Annotated in this window: 19 protein-coding genes and 2 pseudogenes; 10 read left to right on the top strand and 11 right to left on the bottom strand. The window is 72.2% G+C overall.

The genetic code is table 11. The features are described 5' to 3' along the window. Window positions 1–148: 148 nt before the first annotated feature. Together CGL27_RS15185 and pulA are read left to right on the top strand one after the other, a co-directional pair. A pseudogene (locus tag CGL27_RS15185) lies at window positions 149–1,534 on the top strand (alpha-amylase family protein); the annotation flags it as partial. A 589-nt stretch (window positions 1,535–2,123) separates the two neighbouring features. After that, window positions 2,124–4,781 (top strand): pullulanase-type alpha-1,6-glucosidase, encoded by a 2,658-nt coding sequence (pulA, locus tag CGL27_RS15180; RefSeq protein ID WP_119987354.1) that lies wholly within the window; start codon window positions 2,124–2,126, stop codon window positions 4,779–4,781. Between the two features lie 214 nt (window positions 4,782–4,995). Here pulA and CGL27_RS15175 read toward each other — a convergent pair whose 3' ends face one another. The 3 genes from CGL27_RS15175 to CGL27_RS15165 form a co-directional block, all read right to left on the bottom strand. Then, the gene (locus CGL27_RS15175; RefSeq protein WP_119987351.1) at window positions 4,996–6,936 is read right to left on the bottom strand and encodes a hypothetical protein; all 1,941 of its coding nucleotides are present in this window, start codon (window positions 6,934–6,936) and stop codon (window positions 4,996–4,998) included. Between the two features lie 407 nt (window positions 6,937–7,343). Then, window positions 7,344–10,478: an alpha-N-acetylglucosaminidase gene (locus tag CGL27_RS15170; RefSeq protein ID WP_119987349.1), complete on the bottom strand. Its 3,135-nt coding sequence runs from the start codon at window positions 10,476–10,478 to the stop codon at window positions 7,344–7,346. Between the two features lie 115 nt (window positions 10,479–10,593). Beyond that, window positions 10,594–11,241: a response regulator transcription factor gene (locus CGL27_RS15165; protein ID WP_119987347.1), complete on the bottom strand. Its 648-nt coding sequence runs from the start codon at window positions 11,239–11,241 to the stop codon at window positions 10,594–10,596. 72 nt (window positions 11,242–11,313) lie between these two features. Here CGL27_RS15165 and CGL27_RS15160 point away from each other — a divergent pair, with 72 nt between their 5' ends. Next, entirely contained in the window at window positions 11,314–11,580 is a 267-nt protein-coding gene (locus tag CGL27_RS15160; protein ID WP_240450502.1) for a hypothetical protein, read from the top strand. Between the two features lie 134 nt (window positions 11,581–11,714). Next, window positions 11,715–13,094, top strand: a complete 1,380-nt coding sequence (locus CGL27_RS15155) for a PT domain-containing protein (RefSeq protein ID WP_240450501.1) — start codon at window positions 11,715–11,717, stop codon at window positions 13,092–13,094. A gap of 308 nt (window positions 13,095–13,402) precedes the next feature. On the opposite strand, the pseudogene CGL27_RS51975 reads toward CGL27_RS15155, so the two are convergent. Together CGL27_RS51975 and CGL27_RS15140 are read right to left on the bottom strand one after the other, a co-directional pair. Beyond that, window positions 13,403–13,617, bottom strand: a pseudogene (locus CGL27_RS51975) (hypothetical protein); the annotation flags it as partial. A gap of 168 nt (window positions 13,618–13,785) precedes the next feature. Beyond that, window positions 13,786–15,063: a sensor domain-containing protein gene (locus CGL27_RS15140; RefSeq protein WP_119987341.1), complete on the bottom strand. Its 1,278-nt coding sequence runs from the start codon at window positions 15,061–15,063 to the stop codon at window positions 13,786–13,788. 251 nt (window positions 15,064–15,314) lie between these two features. Between CGL27_RS15140 and CGL27_RS15135 the strand changes: the two genes are divergently transcribed. Continuing rightward, a complete protein-coding gene (locus CGL27_RS15135; protein WP_119987338.1) occupies window positions 15,315–17,510 on the top strand; it encodes an MMPL family transporter in 2,196 nt (731 codons plus the stop codon). Window positions 17,511–17,625: 115 nt separating this feature from the next. Here the strand turns inward: CGL27_RS15135 and CGL27_RS15130 are convergent, their stop codons facing one another. Both CGL27_RS15130 and CGL27_RS53140 read right to left on the bottom strand, forming a co-directional pair. After that, window positions 17,626–18,225: a winged helix-turn-helix domain-containing protein gene (locus CGL27_RS15130; protein ID WP_119987336.1), complete on the bottom strand. Its 600-nt coding sequence runs from the start codon at window positions 18,223–18,225 to the stop codon at window positions 17,626–17,628. A 72-nt stretch (window positions 18,226–18,297) separates the two neighbouring features. Then, on the bottom strand, window positions 18,298–18,429 hold the full coding sequence (locus CGL27_RS53140; RefSeq protein WP_269146383.1) for a hypothetical protein: 132 nt from the start codon (window positions 18,427–18,429) through the stop codon (window positions 18,298–18,300). A 202-nt stretch (window positions 18,430–18,631) separates the two neighbouring features. Here CGL27_RS53140 and CGL27_RS15125 point away from each other — a divergent pair, with 202 nt between their 5' ends. Together CGL27_RS15125 and CGL27_RS15120 are read left to right on the top strand one after the other, a co-directional pair. Beyond that, window positions 18,632–19,003 (top strand): isomerase, encoded by a 372-nt coding sequence (locus tag CGL27_RS15125; RefSeq protein ID WP_078641023.1) that lies wholly within the window; start codon window positions 18,632–18,634, stop codon window positions 19,001–19,003. 173 nt (window positions 19,004–19,176) lie between these two features. Continuing rightward, entirely contained in the window at window positions 19,177–19,617 is a 441-nt protein-coding gene (locus CGL27_RS15120) for an SPW repeat protein (RefSeq protein WP_119987333.1), read from the top strand. 158 nt (window positions 19,618–19,775) lie between these two features. Here CGL27_RS15120 and CGL27_RS15115 read toward each other — a convergent pair whose 3' ends face one another. Further along, window positions 19,776–20,498: a DUF2848 domain-containing protein gene (locus CGL27_RS15115; protein WP_078641021.1), complete on the bottom strand. Its 723-nt coding sequence runs from the start codon at window positions 20,496–20,498 to the stop codon at window positions 19,776–19,778. Window positions 20,499–20,707: 209 nt separating this feature from the next. Here CGL27_RS15115 and CGL27_RS15110 point away from each other — a divergent pair, with 209 nt between their 5' ends. The 3 genes from CGL27_RS15110 (at window position 20,708) to CGL27_RS15100 (ending at window position 23,447) form a co-directional block, all read left to right on the top strand. Further along, a complete protein-coding gene (locus tag CGL27_RS15110) occupies window positions 20,708–22,060 on the top strand; it encodes an MFS transporter (protein ID WP_119987331.1) in 1,353 nt (450 codons plus the stop codon). A gap of 200 nt (window positions 22,061–22,260) precedes the next feature. After that, window positions 22,261–23,070: a carbon-nitrogen hydrolase family protein gene (locus tag CGL27_RS15105; protein ID WP_119987328.1), complete on the top strand. Its 810-nt coding sequence runs from the start codon at window positions 22,261–22,263 to the stop codon at window positions 23,068–23,070. Continuing rightward, complete coding sequence (locus CGL27_RS15100; RefSeq protein ID WP_119987325.1) at window positions 23,067–23,447, top strand: cupin domain-containing protein; 381 nt, start codon at window positions 23,067–23,069, stop codon at window positions 23,445–23,447. Before CGL27_RS15105 ends, CGL27_RS15100 begins: the two co-directional genes overlap by 4 nt. Window positions 23,448–23,502: 55 nt before the next feature. On the opposite strand, the gene CGL27_RS15095 is transcribed toward CGL27_RS15100, so the two are convergent. From CGL27_RS15095 to CGL27_RS15085, 3 genes are read right to left on the bottom strand one after another with little or no spacing between them, the layout of a single operon-like run. Next, complete coding sequence (locus CGL27_RS15095; RefSeq protein ID WP_078641017.1) at window positions 23,503–24,135, bottom strand: GntR family transcriptional regulator; 633 nt, start codon at window positions 24,133–24,135, stop codon at window positions 23,503–23,505. Window positions 24,136–24,179: 44 nt separating this feature from the next. Beyond that, window positions 24,180–25,643 (bottom strand): carotenoid oxygenase family protein, encoded by a 1,464-nt coding sequence (locus CGL27_RS15090; RefSeq protein ID WP_119987322.1) that lies wholly within the window; start codon window positions 25,641–25,643, stop codon window positions 24,180–24,182. Continuing rightward, window positions 25,640–26,683, bottom strand: coding sequence for a medium chain dehydrogenase/reductase family protein (locus CGL27_RS15085; RefSeq protein ID WP_119987319.1), 1,044 nt, complete (start codon window positions 26,681–26,683; stop codon window positions 25,640–25,642). The genes CGL27_RS15090 and CGL27_RS15085 overlap by 4 nt, the downstream gene beginning before the upstream one ends. Between the last annotated feature and the right edge of the window lie 110 nt (window positions 26,684–26,793).

The raw sequence follows: 26,793 nt of genomic DNA, 5'->3' as shown, positions 1-26,793 counted from the left end.
TCTTGCAACTACAAAAACTCGCGAGTACGTTCCCGTCACCACCCCCCACTGACGTCTTGCAGCAAGAACCTTCAACTGGCCTTATGGGCATGGCGCGTTGCCGTACGAGGCTCAATCGGCACCCCCGAACTCCCCCCACGGAGGAACGATGGCCAGCAGCCGTATCCCCCTTGCCACCGCAATCGCCCTCGCGGCGAGCGCGGCGGCGCTCGTCGCCCTGCCCCAGACCGCGCGGGCGACACCGCCCGGTACCAAGGACGTCACCGCCGAACTCTTCGAGTGGAAGTACGACTCCGTCGCCAAGGAGTGCACCAGCACCCTCGGCCCCGCCGGATACGGCTATGTCGAGGTGTCGCCTGCCACCGAGCACATCCAGGGCGGCCAGTGGTGGACCTCCTACCAGCCCGTCAGCTACAAGATCGCCGGGCGGCTCGGCGACCGCACCGCCTTCAAGAACATGATCGACACCTGTCACTCGGCGGGCGTCAAGGTGGTCGCCGACGCCGTCATCAACCACATGTCCGCCGGATCCGGCACCGGCACCGGCGGCTCCTCGTACACCAAGTACGGCTATCCCGGGATCTACCAGGCCCAGGACATGGACGACTGCACCTCGCAGATCAGCAACTACCAGGACCGCTGGAACGTGCAGCACTGCGAGCTGGTGGGCCTGGCCGACCTGGACACCGGTGAGAGTTACGTCCGCACCCGGATAGCGCAGTACCTGAACGACCTGCTCTCGCTCGGCGTGGACGGCTTCCGCGTCGACGGCGCCAAGCACATCCCGACCGAGGACCTGGCCGCCATCAAAAGCCAGTTGAGCGACCCCGGCGTCTACTGGAAGCAGGAGGTCATCTACGGCGAGGGCGAGGCGGTCTCCCCGACGGAGTATCTGCCCAACGGCGATGTGCAGGAGTTCCGCTACGGCCGTGACCTCAAGCGGGTGTTCCAGGGCGAGAAGCTGGCGTATCTGAAGAACTTCGGCGAGGGCTGGGGCTATATGGCGAGCGGCCAGTCCGGTGTCTTCGTCGACAACTGGGACACCGAGCGCAACGGCTCCACCCTCACCTACAAGAACGGCGCCGACTACACCCTCGCCAACGTCTTCATGCTGGCCTGGCCCTACGGCTCCCCGGACGTCCACTCCGGCTACGAGTTCAGCGACAGCGACGCGGGCCCGCCGAACGGCGGCACCGTCGGCGCCTGTTACCAGGACGGCTGGAAGTGCCAGCACAAGTGGCCCGAGATCACGAGCATGGTCGCCCTCCGCAACACCGCCCGGGGCGCATCGGTGACCAACTGGTGGGACAACGGCAGCAACGCCATCGCCTTCGGACGCGGTGACAAGGCGTACGTGGCCATCAACCACGAAAGCGGCTCCCTCACCCAGACCTTCCAGACCTCGCTCCCGGCCGGCGGCTACTGCGATGTGCAGAGCGGCAAGGCCGTGACGGTCGACTCCTCGGGGAAGTTCACCGCCACGCTGGGTGCGAATACGGCGGTGGCCTTGCACACCGGGGCCCGTAGCTGCGGGTAGGCCGCGGCCTTCACCGACGGGCCCGGAGGCAAGGGGCTCCGCCCCTGGCCCGGGGGTTCCGGCTTGGGCCCGGGGGTCCGGCTGGGCCCGGGGCTCTGCCCCTGGGCTGGGCTCGGCCCGGGGCTCTGCCCCTGGGCTGGGCTCGGCCCGTCCCCCGTGCCCCGGCCTCGGGCCTCGGGCCCCGGGCACGGCCTCGGGTCTCGGGCCTCGGGTCTCGGGCCTCGGGTCTCGGGCCCCGGCCCCGGTCTCGGGTCTCGGGTCTCGGGCCTCGGGCCCCGGCCTCGGGTCTCGGGTCTCGGGCCCCGGCCTCGGGTCTCGGGCCCCGGCCTCGGGCCCCGGGCCCCGGCCTCGGGCCCCGGGCACGGCCCCGGGCCCCGGGTTCCGCCTGCCCGGCCGTCGCCCCGGGCATCAGGTACCGCACCAGGCCCCGGGCTCCGCCCCTGCCCCTGCCCCTGCCCCGGGCATCGAATCGCCCCCGACGTCCTCCCCGCTCCCCGGGCGGGGCCGGAGGCCGCCTCCGGCCCCGCCCAGGGAGCGGGGGCGGGGGCGCGGAGCCCGCACCACACCTCAAGGAGCCACCAGCCCCGTGAAACCCCCGAGAGCCACCCTCTTTCGCACCGCCGCCGCGCTCGCCACCCTGGCCCTGGGCGCGGCGGCCGTGCCCGCCGTATCGCAGACCGCCCGGGCCGCGACGCCCGCCACCGCGGAGGCGACGCCCGCCGAGGCGCAGTGGATCGACCGCGCCACCGTCGTGTGGAAAGCCGAGCACACCGCCGCGACCGTCGAAGAGCTGAGCTACGCCGACGGCGGTACCTTGCGGCTGACTCCGGCCTCCCTGACCGATGCCCAGAGGGCCGCCTACCCCCATCTGGCCGGGCGCCCCGCCTATCGCCTCGACCCACGCGACCGCGGCAAGGCCGCCACCGCGCTGCGCGGCCCGCTCGCCGCCGTCCAGCGCGCGGCCGACGACCACGACCACGTACTGCACCGCACCGGGGTGCAGATCCCCGGCGTCCTGGACGACCTCTACGCGGACCGGGCGCGCTCGGCCCGCCTCGGCCCGGTCTTCCACGGGGCCCGTCCCACCCTCTCGGTGTGGGCGCCGACCGCCCGGAGCGTGTCGCTCGACCTCGACGGGCGCACCGTCGCCATGCGGCGGGACCCCGGCAGCGGGGTGTGGAGCGTGACCGGCGGACCCGAGTGGCGGGACAAGCCCTACCGCTACCGGGTCAAGGTCTGGGCGCCGAGCGTCGGGAAGACCGTCACCAACGAGGTCACCGACCCCTATTCGACCGCTCTGACCGCCGACTCCGCCCGCAGCCTGGTCACCGACCTGGCCGATCCCCGGCTCGCCCCCGCCGGCTGGGCGTCGCTGAAGAAGCCCGCGGCCGTCCCGCTGCGCGACGCCCGTATCCAGGAACTGCAGATCCGCGACTTTTCCAGCGCGGACCGCACCAGCGCCCACCCCGGCCAGTACCTCGCCTTCACCGACCGCGACTCGGACGGGATGCGGCACCTCGGGCGGCTGGCCAGGTCCGGCACCTCGTACGTCCACCTGCTGCCCGCCTTCGACTTCGGTACCGTCCCGGAGCGGCGGTCCGACCAGGCCCGGCCCGGCTGCGAGCTGGCCGCCCTGCCCGCCGACTCCGACCAGCAGCAGAAGTGCGTGGCCGAGACGGCCGCGAAGGACGGCTTCAACTGGGGCTACGACCCGCTGCACTACACCGTGCCGGAGGGGTCCTACGCGAGCGACCCGGACGGCCCGGCCCGCACCCGCGAGTTCCGGCAGATGGTGCAGGGCCTGGCCCACGCCGGGCTGCGCACCGTCATGGACGTGGTCTACAACCACACCGTGGCCGCCGGGCAGGACGAGAAGTCGGTGCTCGACCGGATCGTGCCCGGCTACTACCAGCGGCTGCTGGACGACGGCGGCGTGGCCACCTCCACCTGCTGCCCCGGCACCGCGCCCGAGCACGCGATGATGGGCAAGCTGGTGGTGGACTCGATCGTCACCTGGGCCAGGCAGTACAAGGTCGACGGCTTCCGCTTCGACCTCATGGGCCACCACCCCAAGGCCAACATCCTGGCCGTACGCAAGGCCCTCGACGCCCTCACCCCCGCGAAGGACGGGGTGGACGGCAAGTCGATCATCCTCTACGGCGAGGGCTGGAACTTCGGCGAGGTGGCCGACGACGCCCGCTTCGTCCAGGCCACCCAGCGCAATATGGCCGGCACCGGCATCGCCACCTTCAGCGACCGGGCGCGGGACGCGGTGCGCGGCGGCGGGCCGTTCGACGAGGACCCCCGCGTCCAGGGCTTCGCCTCCGGGCTCTTGACCGACCCCAACGGGTCTCCCGCGAACGGGAGCCCGGACGAGCAGCGGGCCCGGCTGCTGCACGCCCAGGACCTGATCAAGGTCGGGCTCTCCGGCAATCTCGCCGACTACACCTTCACCGACACCGGCGGACGCCGGGTCAAGGGCTCCGAGGTCGACTACAACGGCTCCCCGGCCGGTTACGCCGCCGCCCCCGGCGACGCGCTCGCCTACGCCGACGCCCATGACAACGAAACCCTCTACGACGCGCTCGCCTACAAGCTGCCCGCCGCCGCCTCGGCCGCCGACCGGGCCCGGGCGCAGGTGCTGGCCCTGGCCACCGCCACCCTCTCCCAGGGCCCGGCGCTCAGCCAGGCCGGCACCGACCTGCTGCGCTCGAAGTCCCTGGACCGCAACTCCTTCGACAGCGGCGACTGGTTCAACGCCATCCATTGGGATTGCGCGTCCGGCAACGGCTTCGGCCGGGGACTGCCCCCGGCGGCGGACAACGAGCCCAAGTGGCCTTACGCCAAGCCCCTGTTGACCAACCCGGCGGTGCGCCCCGGCTGCCCCGAGATCACGGGCGCCTCGGCGGCCTACCGGGATCTGCTGCGGATCCGCACCACCGAGAAGGCGTTCAGCCAGGCCACGGCGGAGGGGGTGCAGAAGGCCCTGACCTTCCCGTTGTCCGGGACGGGGGAGACGCCGGGCGTCATCACCATGCGGCTCGGCGGGTTGGTCGTGGTCTTCAACGCCACCCCGTCCCGGCAGTCGCAGACCGTCCCCGCCCTGGCCGGGAGCCCGTACGCCCTCCACCCGATCCAGGCGCACGGCGCCGACGCGACGGTGAAGACGTCCCGGTACGAGCGCGCGAGCGGCACCTTTACGGTGCCCGGCCGTACGGTGGCCGTCTACGCGGCCGGGGGCTAGGCGGGGGCCCGGCGGACCGCGTGGCAGGGGCTGCGCCCCTGGACCCCGCCGGGGCTCCGCCCCGGATCCCGCTCCTCAATCGCCGGAGGGGCTGGATTGGCAGGGGCTCCGCCCCCGGATCCCGGGGTCCGGGGGCGGAGCCCCACCACGCGGCGGAGCCGCATATCGACGCTGCGGGAAGGGGCGGGGAGGGGAAAGCTCCGCCGGACACCCCCTAGCGCAACGGGCTCAGCCGGCCACCGTCCGTCAGCCGGGCCCTGAGGTCGGCGCGGGCACCCGCCTTGGCGGGGAGGGTCAGGCCGCGGCCGTAAGAGCGGCCCCGGACGCCGCCGGTGGCGACGATCCCCGTGACCTGACGGCTTCCGGCGGCCAGCAGATACCACCGGCCGGACCGCGCCTTCCACAGCACCCCCGCCAGCACCCGCGGCTCGCGCGGGCCGCAGGCGGGGGAGTTGTCGGCGCTGGAGACGACCGCACCCGCCGCGCCCCGCCGGGTGTCCCACGGCTGGAACTGCGCCAGCACCTTGCTGCCCGTGTCCCGCCAGGTGTCGGCGCGGGTGCACAGCCAGGCCGCGTGGCCGCCCGCCTCCGGCAGGGCCTGGGCGGCGAACCGCCAGGAGTTGACCGAGCGCACCCCTCGCCCGCGCATCATCGCCAGCCGGCACCCGGTCCTGGCCCAGCTCGCACGGGCCGCCCACCCCGCCACATCGCGCACACCGGCGCCGGGGGTGCCGTAGGTGAGCCGGGCCGGGGCCAGTTCGCCCAGGTCGGCCACGAGCCGGGAGCCGAACTGCAGCGCGGGCCAGCCACGGCAGGGCCGGAGCTGCGGAATGGTGCGCACCGGGTCGGTCACCCCGTGCCCGGTGCGGTGCAGCGGACGCGGCGCCCCGCCCGGGTGGAGCAGATCCCGCACCCAGGCATGACGTACCCAAGGGGCGGTCAGATAGCGGACGTTGCCGTCCGTGCGGCTGAGGACCAGTGCGGTCGAGGTGGCCGCGTCGGCCGCGTCCAGCCGGGCGAAGTCCAGCGCGGCCGCACCGCCCTCGCCCGCCTCCGCGTACCGCGCCACCCGCAGCCCGTCGTACAGCAGCACCACCGTGGCCTGGTCCACCTCGCCCGCGAACAGCAGCTGCGGCGGCCCCGAGGGCGGCCCGGACTGCGTGCCCATGGTGGCCGACACGCGCACCGAACGGCCCGGCCGCGCCCAGACGGCCAGCGCGCGGCGCAGCAGCGAGGTGTCCCGGACGCGGTCGCCGCGCGCGGGCCAGGAGGAGAAGCCGGCGCGGGACGCGGTGCGCCAGGCGTCGTGCGCGGCCCGCGTCAACCGCGCGGGGTCCAGGGCTCGTTCGGAGGACGGATTACGGGCGTACGAGGGCGCGGCCGCGCCGGTCGGCCCCCAGCCCCGCCCCGGCACGCCCAGCAGCGTCCCGCACACCACCAGCGCCACGACGGCCACCAGCACCGCGCGCACATGCTGACGGCGGCGCATCAGATCGGTGGGCCGCGCCTGGAGCGAACACGGGTCGAACTCCGGGGACTCCAGCAGTGATTCGTCCTGGCTGCCGGTCTGCTCCGGTACCGACTCCGCCTCGTCCAGCGCGGCCCGCGGGTCGGCGACCCCCGCGGTGCCCAGCAGCGCGCGCGTCGCCTGTTCGCCGAGCTGCTCCAGCTCCAGCAGTACGTACGCGGCGCGGCCGGGCCCGGACAGCTCCGACAGGGCACGCTCCAGGGCGAGTTCATCGGCCCCGCCGGAGCGCGGGAACAGCCGTAGCCCGAACACCTGCGGCAGTGCCGGGGGCCGCTGCCACCAGCGCCGCGGCCGGGCGGCGCGCAGCGCCAGACGCAGCACCCGCAGCCGCACATACGCATAGCCGGTGTCGGCCCCCGGGCCCTTCGTCCCGCGCTGCCAGGGCAGTTCGACATCGGGGTGCGGGTCCGGGCCCATGCCGTAGCCGCGGTTGCGGGGCAGCGCGCGCTGGGCGAGGGCGTGCGCCGCGAGCACCCGGCGGGTGCGCCCGATGCCCGGCGGCAGGATGAGATACGCGAGCCGCACCAGCCGCGGGTAGTGCTCGACGATGGCGGCCTCGGCCTGCTCGACGTCGATCAGGCCGGTGGTCTCGTCGTCGGGGGCGACTGTCGCCTGGTGCTGGTCCACGCTTCGTGAACGAGTGGCGGGCCGGGTTGGTCACCTACGGGTGTCCGGCGGGACTTGGCGCCTGCGGCCGGTTCCTTTCCCCTCCCGCCCCTTCCCGCGGCATCGGTATGCGCTCCGGCGCGTGGCAGGGGCTTCGCTCCTGGACCCCGGGCGTCGACGAGCCGACCGTCTGCGCCGTGAACGCCCGCACCGGCGGGCTGATCGCGTCGGCGCGCGGCGCGGCGGATGACCGGGCCAATGCCCGCGCCCATGCGGGCCCGTACGGCCGGGGTCCGGGGCGGAGCCCCACCACGCGGCGGAGCCGCATATCGATGCTGAGGGAAGGGGCGGGGAGGGGACAGCCCGCCGCAGGCGTCAAGTCCCGCCGGACACCCCCCGAGCCCCGCCCCGCCACTGACGCCAACCCGCTACGGCGTACTGGTCTTCCAGCCGCTGAACTCGACCGTCCCCCGGGCGCCCGTGCCGCCGTTCGCCGCCGTCATGAAGATCCCGGCGTCCTGCGCGGCCGTCGCGCCCGGCGCCGTCACGGTGGCCACCTTCCGCCAGGTCGTGCCGTCGTCGGTGGACAGCTCGCCGGTGTAGGAGGTGGCCGCGGTGCGGGTCAGCCGCAGCAGGACGGGCGCCTTGACGCCGGTGATCCGCTGGTAGGTGTCCAGCGTGCCGTCGCCGCCCGAGTCGTAGGACAGGACGACCCCGTTGGCCGGGGTGACGGAGAGGTTCACAAAGCCGGGGGAGCCCGCCGTGGCGAGGTCGTTGCGGACGATGATCCCGGCCCGCGCCCAGGGCCCGGTGGCCGCCTGGGCGGTCACCTTCACGGTGATGGCCGTGCCCACCGTAAGGACGCCGTCGCGGTAGACGGAGCCGAATTCGGCGGTGCCCTTCCACAGGTCCTGGCCCGCGCCGTCGATCGCGAACCGCTCGTCGAGCTGACCGAAGGCCGCACCGCTGTTGGTGACCGTCCGCAAGCCGTCCGCCAGCGGTCCGGCGATCCACAGCGTCCCGGCGCGCACGGCCCGCACCCGGTCCTCGCCCCGTGGCCCGTAGGTGACGCCCAGCTCGTACGGTAGCGGCTCGAGCGGGTGCTCCAGCGGCTCGTCGGACGCGGTCGCGCGCCAGCGGACCTCGCCCGTGCCGCCCGCGGGGACGCCGGGCAGCCGGGTCGGCCCGTCCGGGTCCGGGTCAAGCCCGGCCACGGTGAGGTCGAAGTCGACGCGGCCGGTGGGGCGCAGCCCGTTGACGTTGCGCAGGGCGGCGGTGAGGGTCGCGGTGCCGCCGGGCGGCAGGGCGGCGGGCTCGGCGGTGACGGTCAGCGTGCCCTGGTACGGGGCCTTGGCCAGCGCCTCGTACACCCGCTGGGCGGTGCGGTGGGCGTCCGTCGTCGGCCGCACCGGATAGCTCGTGCGCTCCCGGGTCCACGGCTCCTCGACGGCGAACCAGTCGAAGGAGCGCGGGGGGCGGCTCTCCGCCAGCGCGTCCTCCAGCTCGTCCAGATAGGACTGCCACTGGGGGAGGTGGAAGTCGGCGATGAGGCCGCTCCAGTCGCGGTTGGCGTAGTTGGCCAGCTTGCCGCCGTCCGCCGTGGCGCGGTCCGCCCAGGTGGTGATGAGGGTGCGCGCGGCCCGCTCGAGCTGGGCCGACTCCTCCTCGCCCGACGCCATCCGCTTGGCGTCCTCGAGCCACGGACCCAGCAGGAACCGCCGGTGGGCGCCGGTCATGTCGTCGCTGAGCCGCATCAGCTTGAGCCACAGCCGGGCCAGCGTCCGGAAGGCCGTGCGGTCCTTACGGTCGTAGGCGTCCTGGAGCTGGGGGATGAGCTGCCAGGAGCGGTTGGCGAGCGCCTGCCGCGCGATATCGGTGAGGTCGTGGCGGTAGGCGTCGCTGTCGCGCAGCCCGGCGCGGACGCCCAGCAGCGCGGCGAAGGCCACGTCGAAACCGGCCGGGTCGAAGGCGGGCGTGTGGGTCGCGTAGTTGGTGCCCGAACGGGCGGTCAGGGAGGGGCGGGCGGCGAAGACCGAGTCATGCGGGCGGCCGTCCTTGCTGCTGATCTCGTACGCGGTGTCGCGCAGCGCGGCGAACGCCTCCCGGGCCTTGGCGTCCCGTCCGCCGTAGCGCACATCGGCGTACGAGCGGAACCACTCCGCCCGGTCCACCGCCTCCTCCCGCCACGCCAACTCGCTGAACAGCTCGAACGCGGCCGGATCCCGTTCGGCCGCCTCCGGCATATAGGCGGTGCCCACCAGCTTGCTGCCCGGCTTGTCCCGCCATACGGTGAACCGCTTCGTCCACATATGGGTCTTGGCGCCGATCGTGGTGCGGCCGCCGAAGTTGGGGATGGTGCCGAACGCGTACGGCACCGCACCCCAGTCCTTCTCCCGGTCGGTGACGGTGTCCAGGTCCGACAGCCCGTCCACCACGAGCATCCGGTCGTGGTCGACGGCGTCCAGCAGATCGCGGCGGGGGTTCTCCTGCCAGCCGAGGATCACCCAGATGGCGCCGGGGCGGGCGGTCCGCAGCGCGGTCTCCACGGCGCGGGCGGCCTCGGGCACCGGGACGTCGCCGGGGTCGCCGCCCTCGTGCAGCAGATCCATCTTGAACAGCCCGGCCTCGCCGAACAGTTCGCGCTGGTGGCGGTAGAAGGCGGCGGCCACCTTCCGGAACGACTCGGTGCGCGGATCGAGCCAGTCGGGCCGCCTGAGCCCGTTCCAGTCGCCCTGCGGCACCGTACGGGCCTCCGGGTTGCGGTCCGCGAAGCCGTCGGGGACGGTGCCGAAGTAGCCGGGGAACACCGGCCGCATGCCCAGCTCCCGCAGCCGGTCGGCGATCCGCCGCCCCAGCTCCGTGCGCTTGTCCAGGAGCGCGGTGGAGACCGGGCCGCCGTATTCGCTCATGTTCTGCAGCAGCCACCACGGCTGGTGGGAGGGGGCGGGGAGCCAGGTGCGCGCCTCGGTCTCGGTGTAGCCGAACTCCTGGAGCAGCCGGTGGTAGACGGCCTCCTGACCGGCGGTGACCAGCAGTTCGTTGCAGCCGTGCAGGGCCGCGACGTCGATCAGGTGCTCCCAGCGGTCCCAGTCGGCGAACGGCGCGGTGTAGCCGTCATGGGTGTCGTTGAACGCGAAGCGGTGCGGCAGCGCGGTCGAGCGCGTGAGGCGCCGGGCGGGCGCGGGCAGCTTCTCCGGCAGGTTCAGCTGATCGCCGGACCAGGTGAGCTGGGCGTGGCAGGTGTACTTGAGATACCAGTGCACGCCCGTGAGCAGCACCGCCGGGCTGGTGCCGGAGACCGTCACCCGCCCCGCGGATCCGTCGACCTCGAACCGTTCCTCATCGCCCCGCCTCGCCAGTGCCACCAGCCGGAACTGCTCGGCGTGCGCCGGCAGCAGCCGCCGCAGGGCGGCCCGTGCGGGGGCGGTGTCGAATGCGGTCACGGCGGTGTCCTGTGCGTCGTGCGGCTCATCGGCCACCGCGGGGACGAGGCTCCCCAGCGTGGCCCCGGCCCCGAGTGCTCCGGCGGTTCCGATCAGCGTGCGTCTGCTCAGGTCGCTCATGCGCCCCCCATCGGACAACGGCCAATGCGTCGTATGGAGAAGGCACTTAACCAGCGTTATGGGGTGGGAGCAATGGGGCGCACGGGGAGGTGCCGGTTCCCGGGGCCGTGGACCATCAGCCGCGGTCCAGGTAGGCCAGCACCGCCAGCACCCGGCGGTTGTTGTCGTCCGACGGCGGCAGACCGAGCTTTCCGAAGATATTGGAGGTGTGCTTGGCCACCGCCCGCTCGGTGACGAACAGCTTGGCCGCGATCGCCGTATTCGACCGCCCCTCCGCCATCAGCTCCATCACCTCGAGCTCCCGCGGCGTCAGCCGCCCCAGCGGCTTGTCCTGGGCGCGCCGGTCCAGGAGCTGCGAGATCACCTGCGGATCCATCGCCGTGCCCCCCGCGGCGACCCGCCGCACCGCGTCGATGAACTGATCGGCGTCGAAGACCCGGTCCTTGAGCAGATACCCGATGCCCCCACTGCCGTCCGCGAGCAGCTCCCGCGCGTACAGCTGCTCCACATGCTGCGACAGCACCAGCACCGGCAACCCCGGCCGCGCCCGCCGCGCCCCCAGCGCGCACTGCAGCCCCTCGTCGCTGAACGACGGCGGCAGCCGCACATCCACCACCGCGACATCCGGCTCCAGCTCCGCCAGCGCCTTGCTCAGCTCGGGCCCGCTCTCCACGGCCGCCACGACCTCGAAGTCGTACGCCTCCAGCATGCGGACCAGCCCGTCCCGCAACAGGAACAGATCCTCGGCGACCACAACACGCACGGCGGCTCCATGACTTCGTCGGGCCCCTGGGGTGGGGGACGTGACCGAATCCGACGAATGTACCGCTGTGCGGTGGGCGGGAGGGGATCAGCGGCCCGGGCGGTCGAGGATGCGCTGGATCAGCCCCAGCGAGTTCTCGTCGACACCGCCGAACTCCTCGGCTCCGAGCTGACGACGAACGCCCCGCGCAACACCGCCACCGACTCGTACGTCAGCGTGGACTGGCAGCCGAAGCCCCCGGACTTCCGCGTCACCGTATGGGACTCGGGCTCGGCCCTGCCCCAGCCGGTCCAGGCCGAGGCCGACGACGAGGGCGGCCGGGGGTTGGCGCACGGCTGAGCGTAAGGGGAAGGCTTCCGCGCGGGGCGGCCCTGTGGGTTGGGCGCCCCGCGCGGGGAACCGTTCTGCCGGATTCCGCGTGATGTCCTCTTGACGTGCTGCTGGCTGGTGGCGGACGAACGAAGGGGGAGCCGGTGCCGGGTCGGATGCGGGTGATGGTGGGCGTGGCGGTGTCGCTTTCGGTGGCGCTGGTGGCGTGCGGGCCGGAGAAGGAGAAGGAGTGGACGGGGGCGGAGCCTTCTAAGGGGTCCGCGGCCGAGGCCGCGCGGTTCGCGCCGTTGGTGCGGCTGGCCAAGGGGGAGTCGCTGTTGCCGATGGACGCGACGCGGTTCATCGGGCGGTCCGCGCTGCGCTTCGACCACGACGGCTTCTGCCGTGACGAGGGACCGGTGGCCGATCCGCCCGACCCGCGGCGGTTGGGGAGTAAGGACAGCCCCTACAAGCACGCGGACGTGCAGCCGGGGAAGTCCTCGTCCCAGCCGGTGTCCTGCCCCGGACACGGGGACAAGTGGCACACCTCGACCGAGGCCGACGGCGGTTTCTATCTCGACCCGCCGAAGGAGGTGCGGAAGGGCGAGGGCACTGACGCGCCGGTCTACTGGGAGTACCACAACCACAAGACCGACCCGAAGCGCGCGGCGTACGTCTACTGGTTCTTCTATGCCTACAACAACCTGATCCCGGGCAACCGGCACGAGGGCGACTGGGAGCGCGTCGCGGTCCAGCTGCGCGACGGCAAGCCGGAGGCGGTGACGTTCGCGAAGCACGGCAAGGACACGTGCGGCGTGAAGTGGTCGGAACTGGATCCGCAGGACGGGCATCCGACGGTGTACTCGGCGCGTGGTTCACACGGCTCCTATCCGACCGACAAGAACCAGTGGGTGAACGGCACGCTCGATCGGCCCTCGAAGGGCGGCGCCGAGTGGCGCACCTGGGAGCACGCCCGCCCTGTCAATCGCGAGCCGTGGTGGGGGTACGCCGGGTGGTGGGGGTCGCAGCAGCATGTGAGCGGATTCAACGGGCCGATGGGCCCGCGCCCGGGGCGTCTGCTGTCGGGCATCTTCACCAACGACAGTTGCGGGCCCGCCGACAAGCCGCCGACGGATCCGCCCAAGGACCAGCCCACGGACCAGCCCACAGACCAGCCCACGGACCAGGCCGCGCCCAGGACGCAGGAAGGGGCGATCCGGCGGTACGAGGAGTATCTGCACGCCGTGGGCCGGGAGGACATCAAGACGGTCTGCGAGGTGGCCGGGCCCGCGGCGAAGCAGGCGGAGGACCAGGGGTTCGGTCCGTGCACGTCCACGTTCCTCGTCACGTTCCAGATGATCTCGCCTACGCAGAAGAAGGCTCTGCAGACCGCGACGGTCGACCCGCAGAAGGTCGTCGTACGAAGCCCCGCCAAGATCGACATTCCGGCCGATGCGGTCAAGGCCTCCGTCACCTTCTCCGAAAACGAGATCGGGACCAGCACCCTGGAGTACATGAAGGACGACTGGTACATCACTGACTGAGCGCGCGCGGAGAGCAGGGCGGCGGCGGTCAGGGCGACGGCGCAGCCGGCTCGTCAGGGCGCTGTCCCGCGCGCCGCCGCGCGGTAGTGGTCGCGTATGTCCTGGCGCAGCAGCGCGCCGAACCCCGCGTGCTCCACACGGGAGGCGAGCTGGTCGCGGCTCACCCCCAGGGCGTCGGCAGTCGCGCCGAAGTGCCAGTCGTGGGCGGCGAGGAGGGTGAGTAGATGGCCGCGCCGGGTCTGGGCCTCGGAGAGGCGGAAGGTCTTGAGGTAGGCCAGACGGCCGTCCTCGTGGGTGATGGTCTCGCCGGTGCGGCGGTTGTTGACCCCGGCCCGGCGCAGCGCGCGGAACAGCCGGTAGACCCGGGGCGGCGGAAGGGCGGCAAGACGCTGGGCAGGAAGTCGAGCGACATGCGCTGCTCGCCCGTGGCGGAGTGGAATTCCCGCTGGCCCGTCGAGGTGATGGCCGCGTTCACGAAGAGCAGGACGTCCTCGGCCGCGACCAGATCGGCCAGCGTCTCCATGGGGGCCTCCGGCGACGGGGTGCGGGAGCCGGCCGGGGAATGGGGCACGAACTGCGAATCGTCGCTCAGCAGGCGGGTTCCGGGAGTCGCACCGGAGTCCCGCGGCCGGCATCGGCACGCTAACACCGGGGCGGCGCGTCCCGCCGCCGGATTTTCCCCGGCGGCGGGTCATCTGGCGGCGCCCTGCGCCGAGAGGGCGCAGGGGATCTCCATCGTCACCATGGTGGGCCCGCCGGTCGGGCTGCTGACCGCGAGGACCCCGTCGAAGGTGCCCAGCCGCCGCTCGACCCCGCTCAGCCCGCCGTCCGGGGTGATCTGCGCGCCGCCGCGGCCGTCGTCGGTCACGGTGATGCGCAGCATGCCCTCCGTATGGTGCACGTCCAGCCACATCCGCGAGGCGCCCGCGTGCTTCGCCGCGTTGGTCAGCACCTCGCTGACCGCGAAGTACGCGGCCGACTCGACCGGTTCATCGGCTCGGCCCGCCAGATCCACGTCCACCTCCACGGGCACCGCCATCCGCAGCGCCAGTGCGCGCACCGCGTCCCCCAGGCCGCGCTCGGCCAGGACGGGCGGATGGATGCCGCGGACCAGGTCGCGCAGCTCGGCCAGGGCCTCGGCGGAGTTCGTACGGGCCGCGGCGAGCAGCTCCTTGGCCTTGGCCGGGTCCTTCTCGATCAGGGCCTCCACGGTGCCCAGGCTCATGCCCATGGCGACGAGCCGGGCCTGGGCGCCGTCGTGCAGATCGCGCTCGATGCGGCGCAGTTCGGCGGCGGAGGTGTCCACGGCGTCATGCCGGGTCTCGGTGAGCCGCTGCACCCGCTGCTCGAGCGCCATCTGCGGGGTCGGGTCCAGGAAGGCGCGCGCGAGCTGGAAGTGGCCGCGCAGCAGGAGGGGGGAGACGGTCGCCCCGAGTGCCATGAACCCGATGCCGACCGGGACGGCCAGCAGGGCGGTCCACAGCGAGTCGATGGGGAGGAACCCGTACCAGTAGGTGCCGCCCGCGTCCACGATCGGCTTCCACACCCCGGCGGCCAGGACGAACCCCTCGATCCCGTACGGCACGAAGACGAAGGCCAGCAGCGCGGTGGCAAAGCCGGCGATCATGTCGACGGCCAGCCACAGCAGATCCCGCCAGGTGGCCGGGTCCTTCAGCAGGAAGGTGCACAGCTCCACCTGCCCGGTGATCCCGGAGCGCCGATCGGCGGGCAGCGGGCGGTACGGCAGCTGGATCCGCACATCGGACCAGGTGGCGGCCAGCAGCCGGCGCTGATTGGCGTGCGCCCGCACCGTGCGGACCAGGAGAGGGGTGGTGAACACCCCCACGCCCAGCGGGATCAGACACACGGACACGACCAACAACGTGAACAGCGTGATGGAGCCCGCGAGCGTGAGCGGGGCCAGGGCAAGCCCCCGCACACAGGCCAACAGCGCTTTGCGTACCTTCATCCTGCGTCCCTCTCGGCGGTCCGTCCCGTCGGTCCCGGTGATCCGGCACCGTCAGTCAACGCCCTCAGTCTGACCGCGCGCCCCCGGCCGGTCACGGGGGGTGCGGACCGTCCGGGGGTGTACCTGGCACCACCTCCCCACCTCGCCCTATGGCTCGGCGACTGGGTGGCTGCCCGGCTGGGGCGCGAACCTGCGGCTTTCTAGCGTCGTGGCATGACCTGTTCCGTCCATACCGCACAGGGAGAGACGCCATGAGCGCAACGAGGAAGGGCCTGGCCGTGCGGCTGGGCGGGTGGAGCACTCGCCACCGCAAGACCGCGATCATCGGATGGCTGCTGTTCGTCGTGGTCGTCGCCGTGGTCGGCGGAATGTCGGGGTCCCGGCAGATGACCAATTCGGAGAACGGTGCGGGCGATTCCGCACGTGCGGAGAAGATCCTGGAGGACGCGGGCCTCCAGACCCCGGCCGGGGAGATGGTGATGCTGCGGGGCCAGGGCCCGGACGACTGGCGGGACGCGGCCCGCGACCTTACGGCGCGACTGGAGCGGACGGGCGAGGCGGTGCGCGTCCAGCCCCCGGTGCGCTCGGAGAGCGGACGGGAGGCCCTGATCAGCTTTGAGATGAAGGGCGACCCGGACACCGCAGGGAAGCGGGTGGAGCCGGTCGTCGAGGCGGTGAAGAAGACCGAGTCGGCCCATCGGGGCATCGTGGTCCACGAGTTCGGCGACGCCACCGCCCAGCACCGGCTCGACGACATGTTCGCCAACGACTTCAAGAAGGCCGAGCTGACCGCCGTACCACTGGCGCTGGGCATTCTGCTGGTGGTCTTCGGGGCGCTGGTGGCCGCGCTGCTGCCGGTGCTGCTCGCGGTGACCGCCTGCGTCGGCACCTTCGGACTGCTCGCCCTCGTCAGCCACAAGCTGCCCATGTTCGACTCCACATTCTCGGTGATGTTCCTGGTGGGCCTGGCCGTCGGCGTCGACTACTCGCTGTTCTATCTGCGGCGGGAGCGCGATGAGCGGGCCGCGGGCCGGGACGCCGAGACCGCGCTGCGGATCGCGGCCGCCACCAGCGGACGGGCGGTGCTGATCTCCGGGATCACGGTCATGCTGGCGATGTCCGGGATGTTCCTGTCCGGACTGCTGCTGTTCCACGGCTTCGCGGTCGCCACCATCCTGGTCGTCCTGATGTCGATGCTCGGCTCGGTGACCGTACTGCCCGCGATGCTGTCCTGGCTGGGCGACCGGATCGACGCCGGGCGGGTGCCGCTGCTGAACCGCCGCCGGAAGAAGGGCGTGCACAGCAGCGGTGGCCTCACCGTCAGGCTGATGCGGCCCGTCCTGGCCAAGCCGAAGCTGTTCGCCGTCGTATCGGGCGCGCTGCTGCTGATGCTGTCCGCGCCCGCCCTCGGGATGAAGACCGAACAGCTCGGCATGGAAAAGCAGTTCGGCTCCGACGCCCCGATCACCGTGGCCTACCAGCAGATCACCGGCGCCTTCCCCGGCGGCCCCGCCCCGGCCGAGGTCGTACTGCGCTCCGACGACATCGCCTCGCCCCGCTTCGAGGCGGCCGTCGCGGACTTCAAGAAGGAGCTCGCCGCCTCCGGACGGTTCGGCAGGACGGTCGACGTCGAGGCGCACCGTACGAAGGGGGTGGCCCGGATCGAGGTGCCGCTGGCCGGGGACGGTCAGGACGCCGCCTCCCGGCGCGCCCTGGACACCCTCCGGGAGGATCTGGTGCCGAAGATCCTGGGACCGGTCTCCGACCAGGTGTATGTGAGCGGTGAACTCGCCGGGAGCCGCGACTTCAACGACCAGCTGAAGACCGACATCGCACCGGTCTTCCTCTTCATCGCCGCCGTGACCTTCGTTCTGATGCTGCTCTGCTTCCGGTCGTTGCCGATCGCCGTCGTCTCGATCCTGCTCAACCTGCTGTCGGTGGGCGCCGCGTACGGCACGATGACCGCCGTCTTCCAGCACGGCTGGGGCGCGGAGCTGCTGGGGATGGAGCCGGCCGGGGCGATCGAGTCGTGGATGCCGCTGTTCGTCCTCGTCATCCTCTTCGGGCTGTCGATGGACTACCACGTCTTCGTGGTCTCGCGGATCCGGGAGGCCCATGAACGGGGCTTTGCCACCCGGGACGCGATCCGCGAGGGCATCCGGACGACGGCGGGCTCGGTCACCGGGGCGGCCACCATCATGGTCGCCGTGTTCGCGGTCTTCGCGCTGCTGCGGATGCAGGACATGCAGCAGATGGGCGTCGGGCTCGCGGTCGCGGTGCTGGTGGACGCCACGCTGGTGCGGATGGTGCTGCTGCCCTCGGTGATGGCGCTGCTGGGGGAGCGCAACTGGTATCTGCCGCGCGCCCTGCGGTGGCTGCCGAGCATCGACCACGGCGAGGAGCCGGTGGAGCGGCCGCGGCCGCCGCTGGTGGGGGCGGGCCGCTGAGCGCGGGTCCGAGCGCTCACCACCTGACGCACACCGCACCCGGGTACGCGCCCGCCGTGCCGGACGGGCTGCTGGCCTGTCCGGCACGGCGGGCGTCATGGGTGCACGGATGCGGTCAGACGGTGGGTACGTACTTGTACCCCACCCGCCGCACCGTCACGATCGTCCCCCGGTGCTCGGGGCCCATCTTGCGGCGCAGCCGGGCCACATGGACATCGACGGTCCGGCCGTCGCCGACATGGCCGTACCCCCACACCGTGGTCACGAGCTGATCGCGGGAGTGCACCCGGTGCGGATGGGCGACGAGATGGCTCAGCAGCTCGAACTCGAGATAGGTCAGGTCCAGCGGCCGCCCCGCGACCTCGGCGGTCCGATGGTCGGGGTCGATCCGGATGAGCTCCTCACCCCTCTCGCCGGTTTCGCCCGTCACCGCCGGTATCCCCTCCGGGGGCGGCCCCGCCGCCTCGGGCCGCTGCCGGTCGGCCGGGACCAGCACCAGATAGCCGACCATCGGCGGGTGGCCGGGGAGTGTGGGCAGGGTGTGCGGGGGAGCGGGCAGCCAGGTGGCGCCGGGGTGCAGCAGGTCGGCGACCGGCGGCACCTCGTCCGGTGCGACGGCTCGCAGCCGCTGGCGGTTCGCCGGGGCGGACGTTGCGGACGCCGCGGACGGGGCGGCGGGAGCGGAGGCGGACAACAGGCTACGGAGGTTCGTCATGAGGTCAGCTCTTTCGCGCGAGAAGGCGTCAGTGGACGTCGTGCGCGCGGGCTGGGCGGCCGGACGGAGAGGTCAGCGGCCGAGCGAGCGGGCCCGCGCATCGGATGCGCGGCAACACTCGCGGTCGAAGTGGTGCGCCTGCCGGGACGGCCAGAACGGCTCGAGGTCGTAACGACCCGTCGCGATGTCACGGAGGCTGGCCATGGGCCTATTGAAGCAGATACCGGGGTCAGGGCTGAAGCGGATACGGAGCCGGAACTGAAGCAGGTACGGGGCCAGGACTGAAGCGGATGGCGGGCCCGGGGTGCTCGGCCATGGAGCGGGAAGAGGTGCGACGATGCCCGCGTAAGAGGCCCGACGCGGCAGCGCCACCGGCCGCCGCGTACCCCTGGAGGAGCGCAAGCCCATGCCGCATATCGTCGTCGAATACTCCGACACCCTGACCGACGCGTTCGACCGCCCCGGCTTCGGTGCCGCCCTGCATCCGGTGGTCGCCAAGACCGTCGACACGGCGGTGGCGGGCTGCAAGACCCGCTTCCGGCGGATAGCGGAGGCCCATCTCGCGGACGGCGCCCCGGACCTCGCCATGATCCATATCGAGGTGTCCATCCTGTCCGGGCGCGATGCCGGGACCAAGCGGGAGCTGTCCGCCGCCGTGCTGGAGGTGGCCCGCGCCCATGTGTCGCCCGTGCCGGGGCTGACCGTGCAGACCACCGTCGATGTCCGCGATCTCGACCGGGACTGCTACGAGAAGCACGAGGTGGTCCATCCGGCCTGACGCTCCCCCTGCCTCCCCCGTGCGCATGCCGTACGGCGGCCGACCGCGAACTATACGTCATTTGATGCGAATCCGACATCTACCTATATACCAAGGCGAGGCGCACAATGGGGGTGCGGTGTTTTTACCGCACTGCGCGGTCAGACTTGCATGGATCGAAGGAGGCGAGTCGCATGGCCGACGTCTCACGTGCGAAAGGTGATCTTAGGGGCCACCCCGATGTGTCCGAGATGCGGGAGCGCTACGCGCGCATGATGGACGCTCGGGATGTTGTCTTCCTCGACGGGCCGGTACTTCTCGCCGGTTTGTACTTCGCCATCTCTCCCTGGGTGGTGCACTTCTCGGGCACCAACCCCAACCTCATGGTCAACAACCTCGTCCTCGGTATCGCGATCGCCCTGCTGGGCATCGGCCTCACCACGGCGCCGAGGAGGATGTACAGCCTGTGCTGGGCCATGTCCGCGATCGGTGTATGGATGATCATCTCCCCCTGGGTGGTCGCCCGGGGTCCCGATATCGGGATGATCGTGAACAATGTCGTCGTGGGTGCCGTCACCTGCCTGTTCGGCCTGATCGCAGCCGGCATGGTGATGCGGAAGGGCAGGGCGACCTGACCGGACGCTGAATCACTGAACCGTCTGCGCATCGGCGAAGGCCGTCCACCGCACGCCCTCGGGGGTCGTGCGGTGGACGGCCTTCGTGCGCTCCCGGTGCTCTTCGTGCCTTGCCGGTGCCCTCGCCGGTGTCCTTGCCGGTGCCTGGGTGGGCCGTCTCAGCCGATCGGCTCGGGCAGCGGGACCACGTCGTACGAGCAGTCGATGGTCCGGCCGGTGGCCGGGTCGCCCAGCTCCACCCGCCAGCGCCCGGCGAACTGGTCCACGTCCTCGGCCATCGGGATGGTGCCGGAGATCAGCACGGTGCCGGGCACCAGGTCACCGCGTTCGCGCAGCACCTCGACCCAGTAGGAGGGCGGCAGCAGCTCGGCCAGGGTGCCGCTCTGCACCTCGGTCTCCTCACCGTCGTGAGTGACCCAGGCGCGGAGCGTCAGGTCGTCCAGGCGGGACTCCACATCGGACAGCCGCCAGGCGCGGGTGGCCAGCACATCGGGGGCCGCGTTCTTGCTCCAGGCCACGCCGTGCACCTCCAGCGCCCGGTCGGTGTGGTCGCAGGCCGCCGTCAGCAGCAGCTCCCCGTCCGCGGCCACCACCAGCGCCCACTCGGCCTCGCCCGAGGTGCGGGCGTGCTGGACGCTGACCTGGCCGGTCTGCTGGGCGAGGTAGGGGGAGACGGGGTAGAGGGCGGGCGTCACGGAGGGTGCGGGCACGCCCAGCTCGGCGAGCTCGGCGACATGGGCGGCCACATCGTCCTGGCTGCGTCCCGCGTATCCCGCGTTGAGCACCTGGACGACCTCCACGTGGTGGAGGGAGCCGTCGGGGAGTTCGAAGGTGAGCGAGGACCGGGCGGGCGGGGTGGGCTGCGACGGCTGCGTTGTCATGGGTGTTGAGCTCTCCAAGGCGGGGGCGATGTGCTGTTTCTGCGATTTCGAAGCGGTTAACTTCCCCCGGAGGGGTTGCGCATACCGTTGGTATACAACAAGTATGCCGGAAGGTCGACCCACGCACACCCCCCGACCATCTCATCGCACCACCGCGCAAACGCCACGTACCATCACGTAACCCTCACGCACCATCTCGAGGACGGAACATGCAGCCCACCGCATCGAGCGCACCGCCCCGGGCCGACCGGTCCGGGGTTCGCCGCGCCTTCGTCGCCAGCCTCACCGGCACCGCCCTGGAGTGGTACGACTTCGCCGTCTACTCCGCCGCCGCGGCCCTGGTCTTCGGCGACCTCTTCTTCCCCTCCAAGGACCCCTTCACCGGCACCCTGCTGGCGTTCTCCACCTACGCCGTCGGCTATGTGTCCCGGCCGCTGGGCGGCTTCGTCTTCGGCCGGCTCGGCGATGTCATCGGCCGCAAAAAGGTGCTCATCGCGACGCTCGTGCTCATCGGCAGCGCCACGCTGCTGATCGGGCTGCTGCCCACCTACGCCACGGTCGGTGTCGCGGCCCCCGCCGCGCTGGTGCTGCTGCGCTTCGCACAGGGCGTCGGCGTCGGCGGTGAGTGGGGCGGTGCGGTGCTGCTGTCCAGCGAGTTCGGGGATCCGCGGCGACGCGGCTTCTACGCCTCCGCCGCGCAGGTCGGCCCTCCGGCGGGCAATCTGCTGGCCAACGGCGTCCTGGCCGCGCTGGGCGCGGCGCTGACGGAGGACCAGTTCATGAGCTGGGGCTGGCGGGTGGCGTTCCTGCTCTCCGGCGCCCTGGTGGGATTCGGCCTGTGGGTCCGCGCCAAGCTGGAGGAAACCCCGGTCTTCAAGGCGATGGAGGCCGTGCAGGACCGCCCGGAGGCACCGGTGCGCGAGGTGTTCACCACCCAGCCGAGGGCGCTGACCGCCGCGATCCTCTGCCGGGTCGCCCCCGATGTGCTGTACGCGATGTTCACCGTCTTCGTGCTCACCTACGCCACCGAGGAACTCGACATGTCACGCGGCTCGGCGCTCGCCGCCGTGCTGATCGGCTCCTCGCTGCAGATCGTGCTCATCCCGCTGGCCGGGGCGCTCTCGGACCGCGTCAACCGGCGGTGGCTGTACGCGGGTGCCGCCGTCGCCGCCGGTGTCTGGCCGTTTCTGTTCTTCCCACTGGTCGCGGACGGCAGTTGGGCGCTGCTCACCCTCGGGGTCGTCGGCGCGCTGGTGATCCACTCGCTGATGTACGGGCCGCAGGCGGCCTTCGTCGCCGAGCAGTTCTCCCCGCGGCTGCGCTACACCGGTTCCTCGCTCGCCTACACCCTCGCCGGGATCATCGGCGGCGCGGTCGCGCCGCTGCTCTTCACCACGCTGCTCGGGGTCTATCACGCCTGGGTGCCGCTGGCCATCTACATCGCGGTCACCGCCGCGGTCACGGTGGCGGGCCTCTGGCTGGGCCGGGACCCCTCCTCCGCCGAAGAGGAGGAGCCGGAGCCGCTCCCCGTCGACCACGCCACCTCCACCACCGTGTCCTGACCCGTCCCGCACCGTCCCGGTCCCGCCCTGGCCCCGCCCCGCCCCGCGCCCGGCTCCCGGCTCCCGGCTCCGCGGAGCTGTAAAGCGAGCCGCGCCGGGGAAGGGGCGGGATGGGATCACGTACGCGGGACGGGACCGCGTACCCCGGCACCCCGCCTACACTCCGACCCTCCCGACCAGGAAATGAGGCAGCACCCGCCATGCCCCTCCGCATCGCACTGAGCCAGCTCACCACGGGCCCGGACCCGGCCTCGAACCTCGCCCTTCTGCGCCAGGAGACACAGCGGGCGGCGGAGGCCGGGGCGCGTCTGGTCGTCTTCCCGGAGGCGGCCATGGCCTGCTTCGGCACCCGGCTCGGCCTGATCGCCGAACCGCTGGACGGGCCCTGGGCCACCGAGGTCCGGCAGCTCGCGAAGGATGCCGGGCTGGTGGTCGTGGCCGGGATGTTCACCCCGGCGCCCGACGGCCGGGTGACCAACACCCTGCTGGCCACCGGCCCGGGGGTGGAGACCTCCTACGACAAGATCCATCTCTATGACGCCTTCGGCTTCGCCGAGTCCAAGACCGTGGCCCCGGGCTCCGAGGTGGTGACCTTCGATCTCGACGGCGTCCGGATCGGCCTGGCCACCTGCTACGACGTACGGTTCCCCGAGCTCTTCCGGGCCCACGCCGACGCGGGCGCGGTGCTCTCCGTGCTGCCCGCCTCCTGGGGCGCGGGGCCCGGCAAGCGCGAGCAGTGGGAGCTGCTGACCCGGGCGCGGGCGCTCGACGCCACCATTTGGCTGGCGGCCGTGGGCCAGGCCGATCCGGCGGCGTCCGGGGTGACCGCCGCGGCCTCCGCCCCCACCGGTATCGGCCACAGCGCCCTGATCGGCCCCGACGGCACCGTACGGGAGCGGCTGGACGCGGGGCCGGGGCTGCTGGTGGGGGACGTCGACACCGAGGAGGTCGCCGCGGTGCGCCGCACGGTGTCCGTTCTGGCCAACCGCAGGCTGGGGGTAAACCCGTGAGCGGCGCCCGCGAGGCCGAAGGGGCCAAACCGGAGCTCGAGTTCCATCTGCCCTCCGGGCCCTGGCAGCGGCCGCCGGGTGCGGGCGCGGGGGTCAGCGAACAGATCCTGGCCGTGGACGGGAGCGGCTCCCACACCACAGCCCTGCTGCGCTGGGAGCCGGGGACGGACACCTCCCCGTCCGGGGTCGCCCGCCACGACGGCTGGGAGGAGGTCTATCTCCTGGAGGGCAGCATGCGCGATCTGACCCTGGGGAGGACCTTCTCGCGCGGCTTCTACGCCTGTCGGCCCCCGGGGACGCCGCATGGCCCCTGGGTCTCCGAGGAGGGCGTCACCATGCTGGTGATCACCTATCCGGAGGCGCCCGCCGAGCGGTGACTCATCGGTCCGGGCGCCGGGTGGTGACTTACCCGTCCGGCCACTGGGCGGTGACTCACCCGGTGAGCAGTACCTTCAGGGTCGACTCCAGATGGGCGCTGATCGCCGTGCGGGCCGCCTCCCTGTCCCCGGAGGCCACCGCGTCCAAGATCGCCCGGTGCTCGCCGAGCACCTCCTCCTGGCGGCCGGTCTGGTTGTACAGGGCCACCACCCCGGCCCGGATCTGGCGGCTGCGCAGTCCGTCGTAGTGCCGGTTGAGGAGTTCATTGCCGACCGCGGCGACCATGGTCGCGTGGAAGAGGTGGTCGATGGCGATGAACTCCTTGGCCTGGTCCGGCCCCATCAGCTCGCGCTGCCGGTCCAGCAGCTCCAGCAGCTTCGCGACCGGCACCGTGCCCGCCTCGATGGTGTGCTCGGCGGCGTAGCGCTCGACGATTCCGCGCAGCTCCATCAGTTCGGTGATCTCCCGACCGGACAGCGGGGCGATATGCGCACCCCGCTTGGGGACGAGCTGGACCAGGTCCTCGGCCGCCAGCAGGAGCAGGGCCTCACGGATCGGGGTCCGGGAGATGCCGATCCGGTCGGCGATCTCCTGCTCGGTGAGGAACCGGCCCTGCATGTCGGGATCGGTCAGCACGGTCTCCTTGAGGAACGCGTACGCCTTTTCTCGTCCGGACTGCGCTGGCACTGGGCCCCCATGCTGCTTCGCATACAACTCGTATACGAAAATTATCACGGACCGGTGGCCGGGTCGGGGATCCAGGAGCCGTGGATCCCCGCGGGGACGCGGTGGGGCAGCTCCACGGTGGCGACGGGGGCGGCCGTGATGTCCCGGGCGTCCAGGACGATCAGTTCGGAGGCGTCCCGGCGGAGGTCGCTGACGAGGGTCAGGAGATAGCCGTCGTCCTCGCTCCCTCCTCCGCCCCCGTCCGCGGGCACGAACACCGCCTCCCCGGGCATCCGGCCCGGTCCGGTCGGAGCTATCTGCCGGGCCCCGGTGGCCGCGTCGTACTTGACCAGTGCGTACTCCTCCAGTCCGCTGCCGGGGAAGGCGACGGCGTAGCCATAGCGGCTGGGCCGCCCCAGCACACTGTCGTTGATCGTGGGGAACTCGGTGACCAGATCATCCAGCGGCTCCTCCCGTGCCGTGCCCGCGGAGGGGTCGAGGACCCAGCGGTGGTGCAGGGAACCGACCAGCGGGACAGAGGCGTGGCCCGGGGCGCCGGTCCACCACTTCCAGGAGGTCTGCCAGGCGGCCCGGTCATAGCGCGGCCCCTCGACGACGATGCGGCCCGCCGGATCCTCATAGGCGTTGGCGATATGCAGCAGGGCGCCGGGCTCCACCTCGCACCAGGTGACATGGGGCGGCCCGGTGCGCGGCATGAGCCCGATGCGCGGCCGGTAGTCATCGGACCAGCGGTAGGGGATCCCGGAGTGCTCGGCGGGGTCGAAGACCACCGGCAGGTCCAGCCACACCACATAGCGCTCCGTCAGCCCGAAGTCGTGCATCAGCGAGGGCCCCGCGCCCTCGATGGTCTCCTCGCGGACGATATGGCCGTCGCGGGACGCGACGTAATAGACGAGATGGGGCGGCAACGGTGAGTACGAGAAGAAGTGCAGCTCCCCGCTGACCGGGTCCTCCTTGGGGTGCGCCGTCATGGCCCGGGTCAGCTTTCCCCCGAAGTCGTAGGCGCCGACCGTGGCCAGCTCGGCGGTCAACTCATAGGGGAGGTTGGCCTCCTGGAGGGCCAGGACGCGGCCCGCATGCTCGATCACATGGGTGCCGGCGACGCTGGCGATGAGATCGGCCGCGCCATCCGCCCCTGCGCCGCCCGGGGCCATTCCCTCGCCGCCCGCGCCCGCCCCTTCGCCGCCCGCGGCCGTCTCCATGGCGCTGTGGAGGGCCGGTGTCCGCACCCAGCGGTTGCGGTACCACTCCGCTCTTCCGTCGCGCAGCCGCAGCCCATGGACCATGCCGCTGCCCTTGAACCAGTGCGACGGCACCACCCCGGGCGGGGGGTTGTGGCCGTTGCGCAGATAGCGGCCGGTCAGCTCGGGAGGCAGGGAGCCGTGCACGGTGAGGCCCCAGACGGTCGACTCCACCGCCATCGGGGCGTAGTGGCCGCTGACATAGGGCTTGCCGGGCTTGTCATGCTCGTCGTGCCTATCGGGCTCGCCGAAGGGCTTGCCGCTCATCGCGCGTCCTGGCCGGCACCCTGGTCCGCGACCAGGACGACCTTTCCGGTGACGGTGCCGGACTCGGCCAGCCGCATCGCCTCCGCGGCATCGGAGAGCGGAATCCGCGCCGCCACCAGTGCGGTGAACTCGCCGCTCGCCAGCAGCGCCAGCACCTGCCCCAGATCGGCGCGGATCCGCGCCTGGTAGGCGGCCAGCCGCCGCCGTCCGGCCCAGAGGTTGTAGAAGTGCGCCCCCCGTCCGTTGGGCAGCAGATTCCACAGGGCGAGGCGGGCAAACAGCTTGAGCACCGGGGTCCGGGACGATCCGGGGATGTCCCGGGTGGCCGCCGTGCCGTAGGAGACCAGCGTGCCGCCGGGGGCGAGCAGCCGGTAGGAGTCCACGATGCCCTCGCCGCCGACGTGGTCGAAGACCGCGTCGACCCCGCCGGGCGCCAGCGCGCGCACCCGGCCGGGCAGATCCGGATCGCGGTAGTCGAGGGGGGTGGCGCCGAGGGCGCGCACCGCGTCGTGATGGCGGGGCGAGGCGGTGCCTATGACCTTGACGCCCGCATGGCGGGCGAGCTGGACGAGTGTGGTGCCCACTCCGCCGTTGGCCCCGTGCACCAGCACGGTCGACCCGGGGCGCACCTTGGCCACGCGGTGGAGCATCTGCCAGGCCGTGATCCCGTTGACCACCACCGTCTCGGCCTCCGCCGGGTCCACCCCTTCGGGGACCTCCACCAGATCGCCCGCGTCGACGAGGGTGTGGCTGGCCCAGCCGCCGATCTTCGTGAGTGCCGCGAACCGGCGCCCCCGCAGGGCCGGATCCACCCCGGGGCCGGTCGAGACCACCCTGCCCACCAGGTCATAGCCGGGCACGAAGGGGAACGGCGGCTGGTCGTAGTACTTCCCGCGGCGCATCTGCTGCTCGGCGAAGGAGACCCCCGACGCCTCGACGGCCACCAGCGCCTGCCCGGGACCGGGCTCGGGCAGCGGGCGGGTGCGGAGCTGGAGCCCCTCCGGCTCCACCTGGCCCGGCAGAACGACTTCGGTGATCATGGCGGATCTCGCTTTCGTGTGAGGAGTTCTCGTTGTTGTGAGAGCTTCTAACGAAACAATGAACCTGTTACTCTCGAAGTGTCAAGTCCGAAATCGACGACCCGTACGAG

Source organism: Streptomyces sp. 11-1-2, from assembly GCF_003595545.1.
Lineage (GTDB): Bacteria > Actinomycetota > Actinomycetes > Streptomycetales > Streptomycetaceae > Streptomyces > Streptomyces hygroscopicus_B.
Note: the sequence above shows the minus strand (reverse complement) of the source record. Positions and strands in the feature narration are given on the sequence as shown.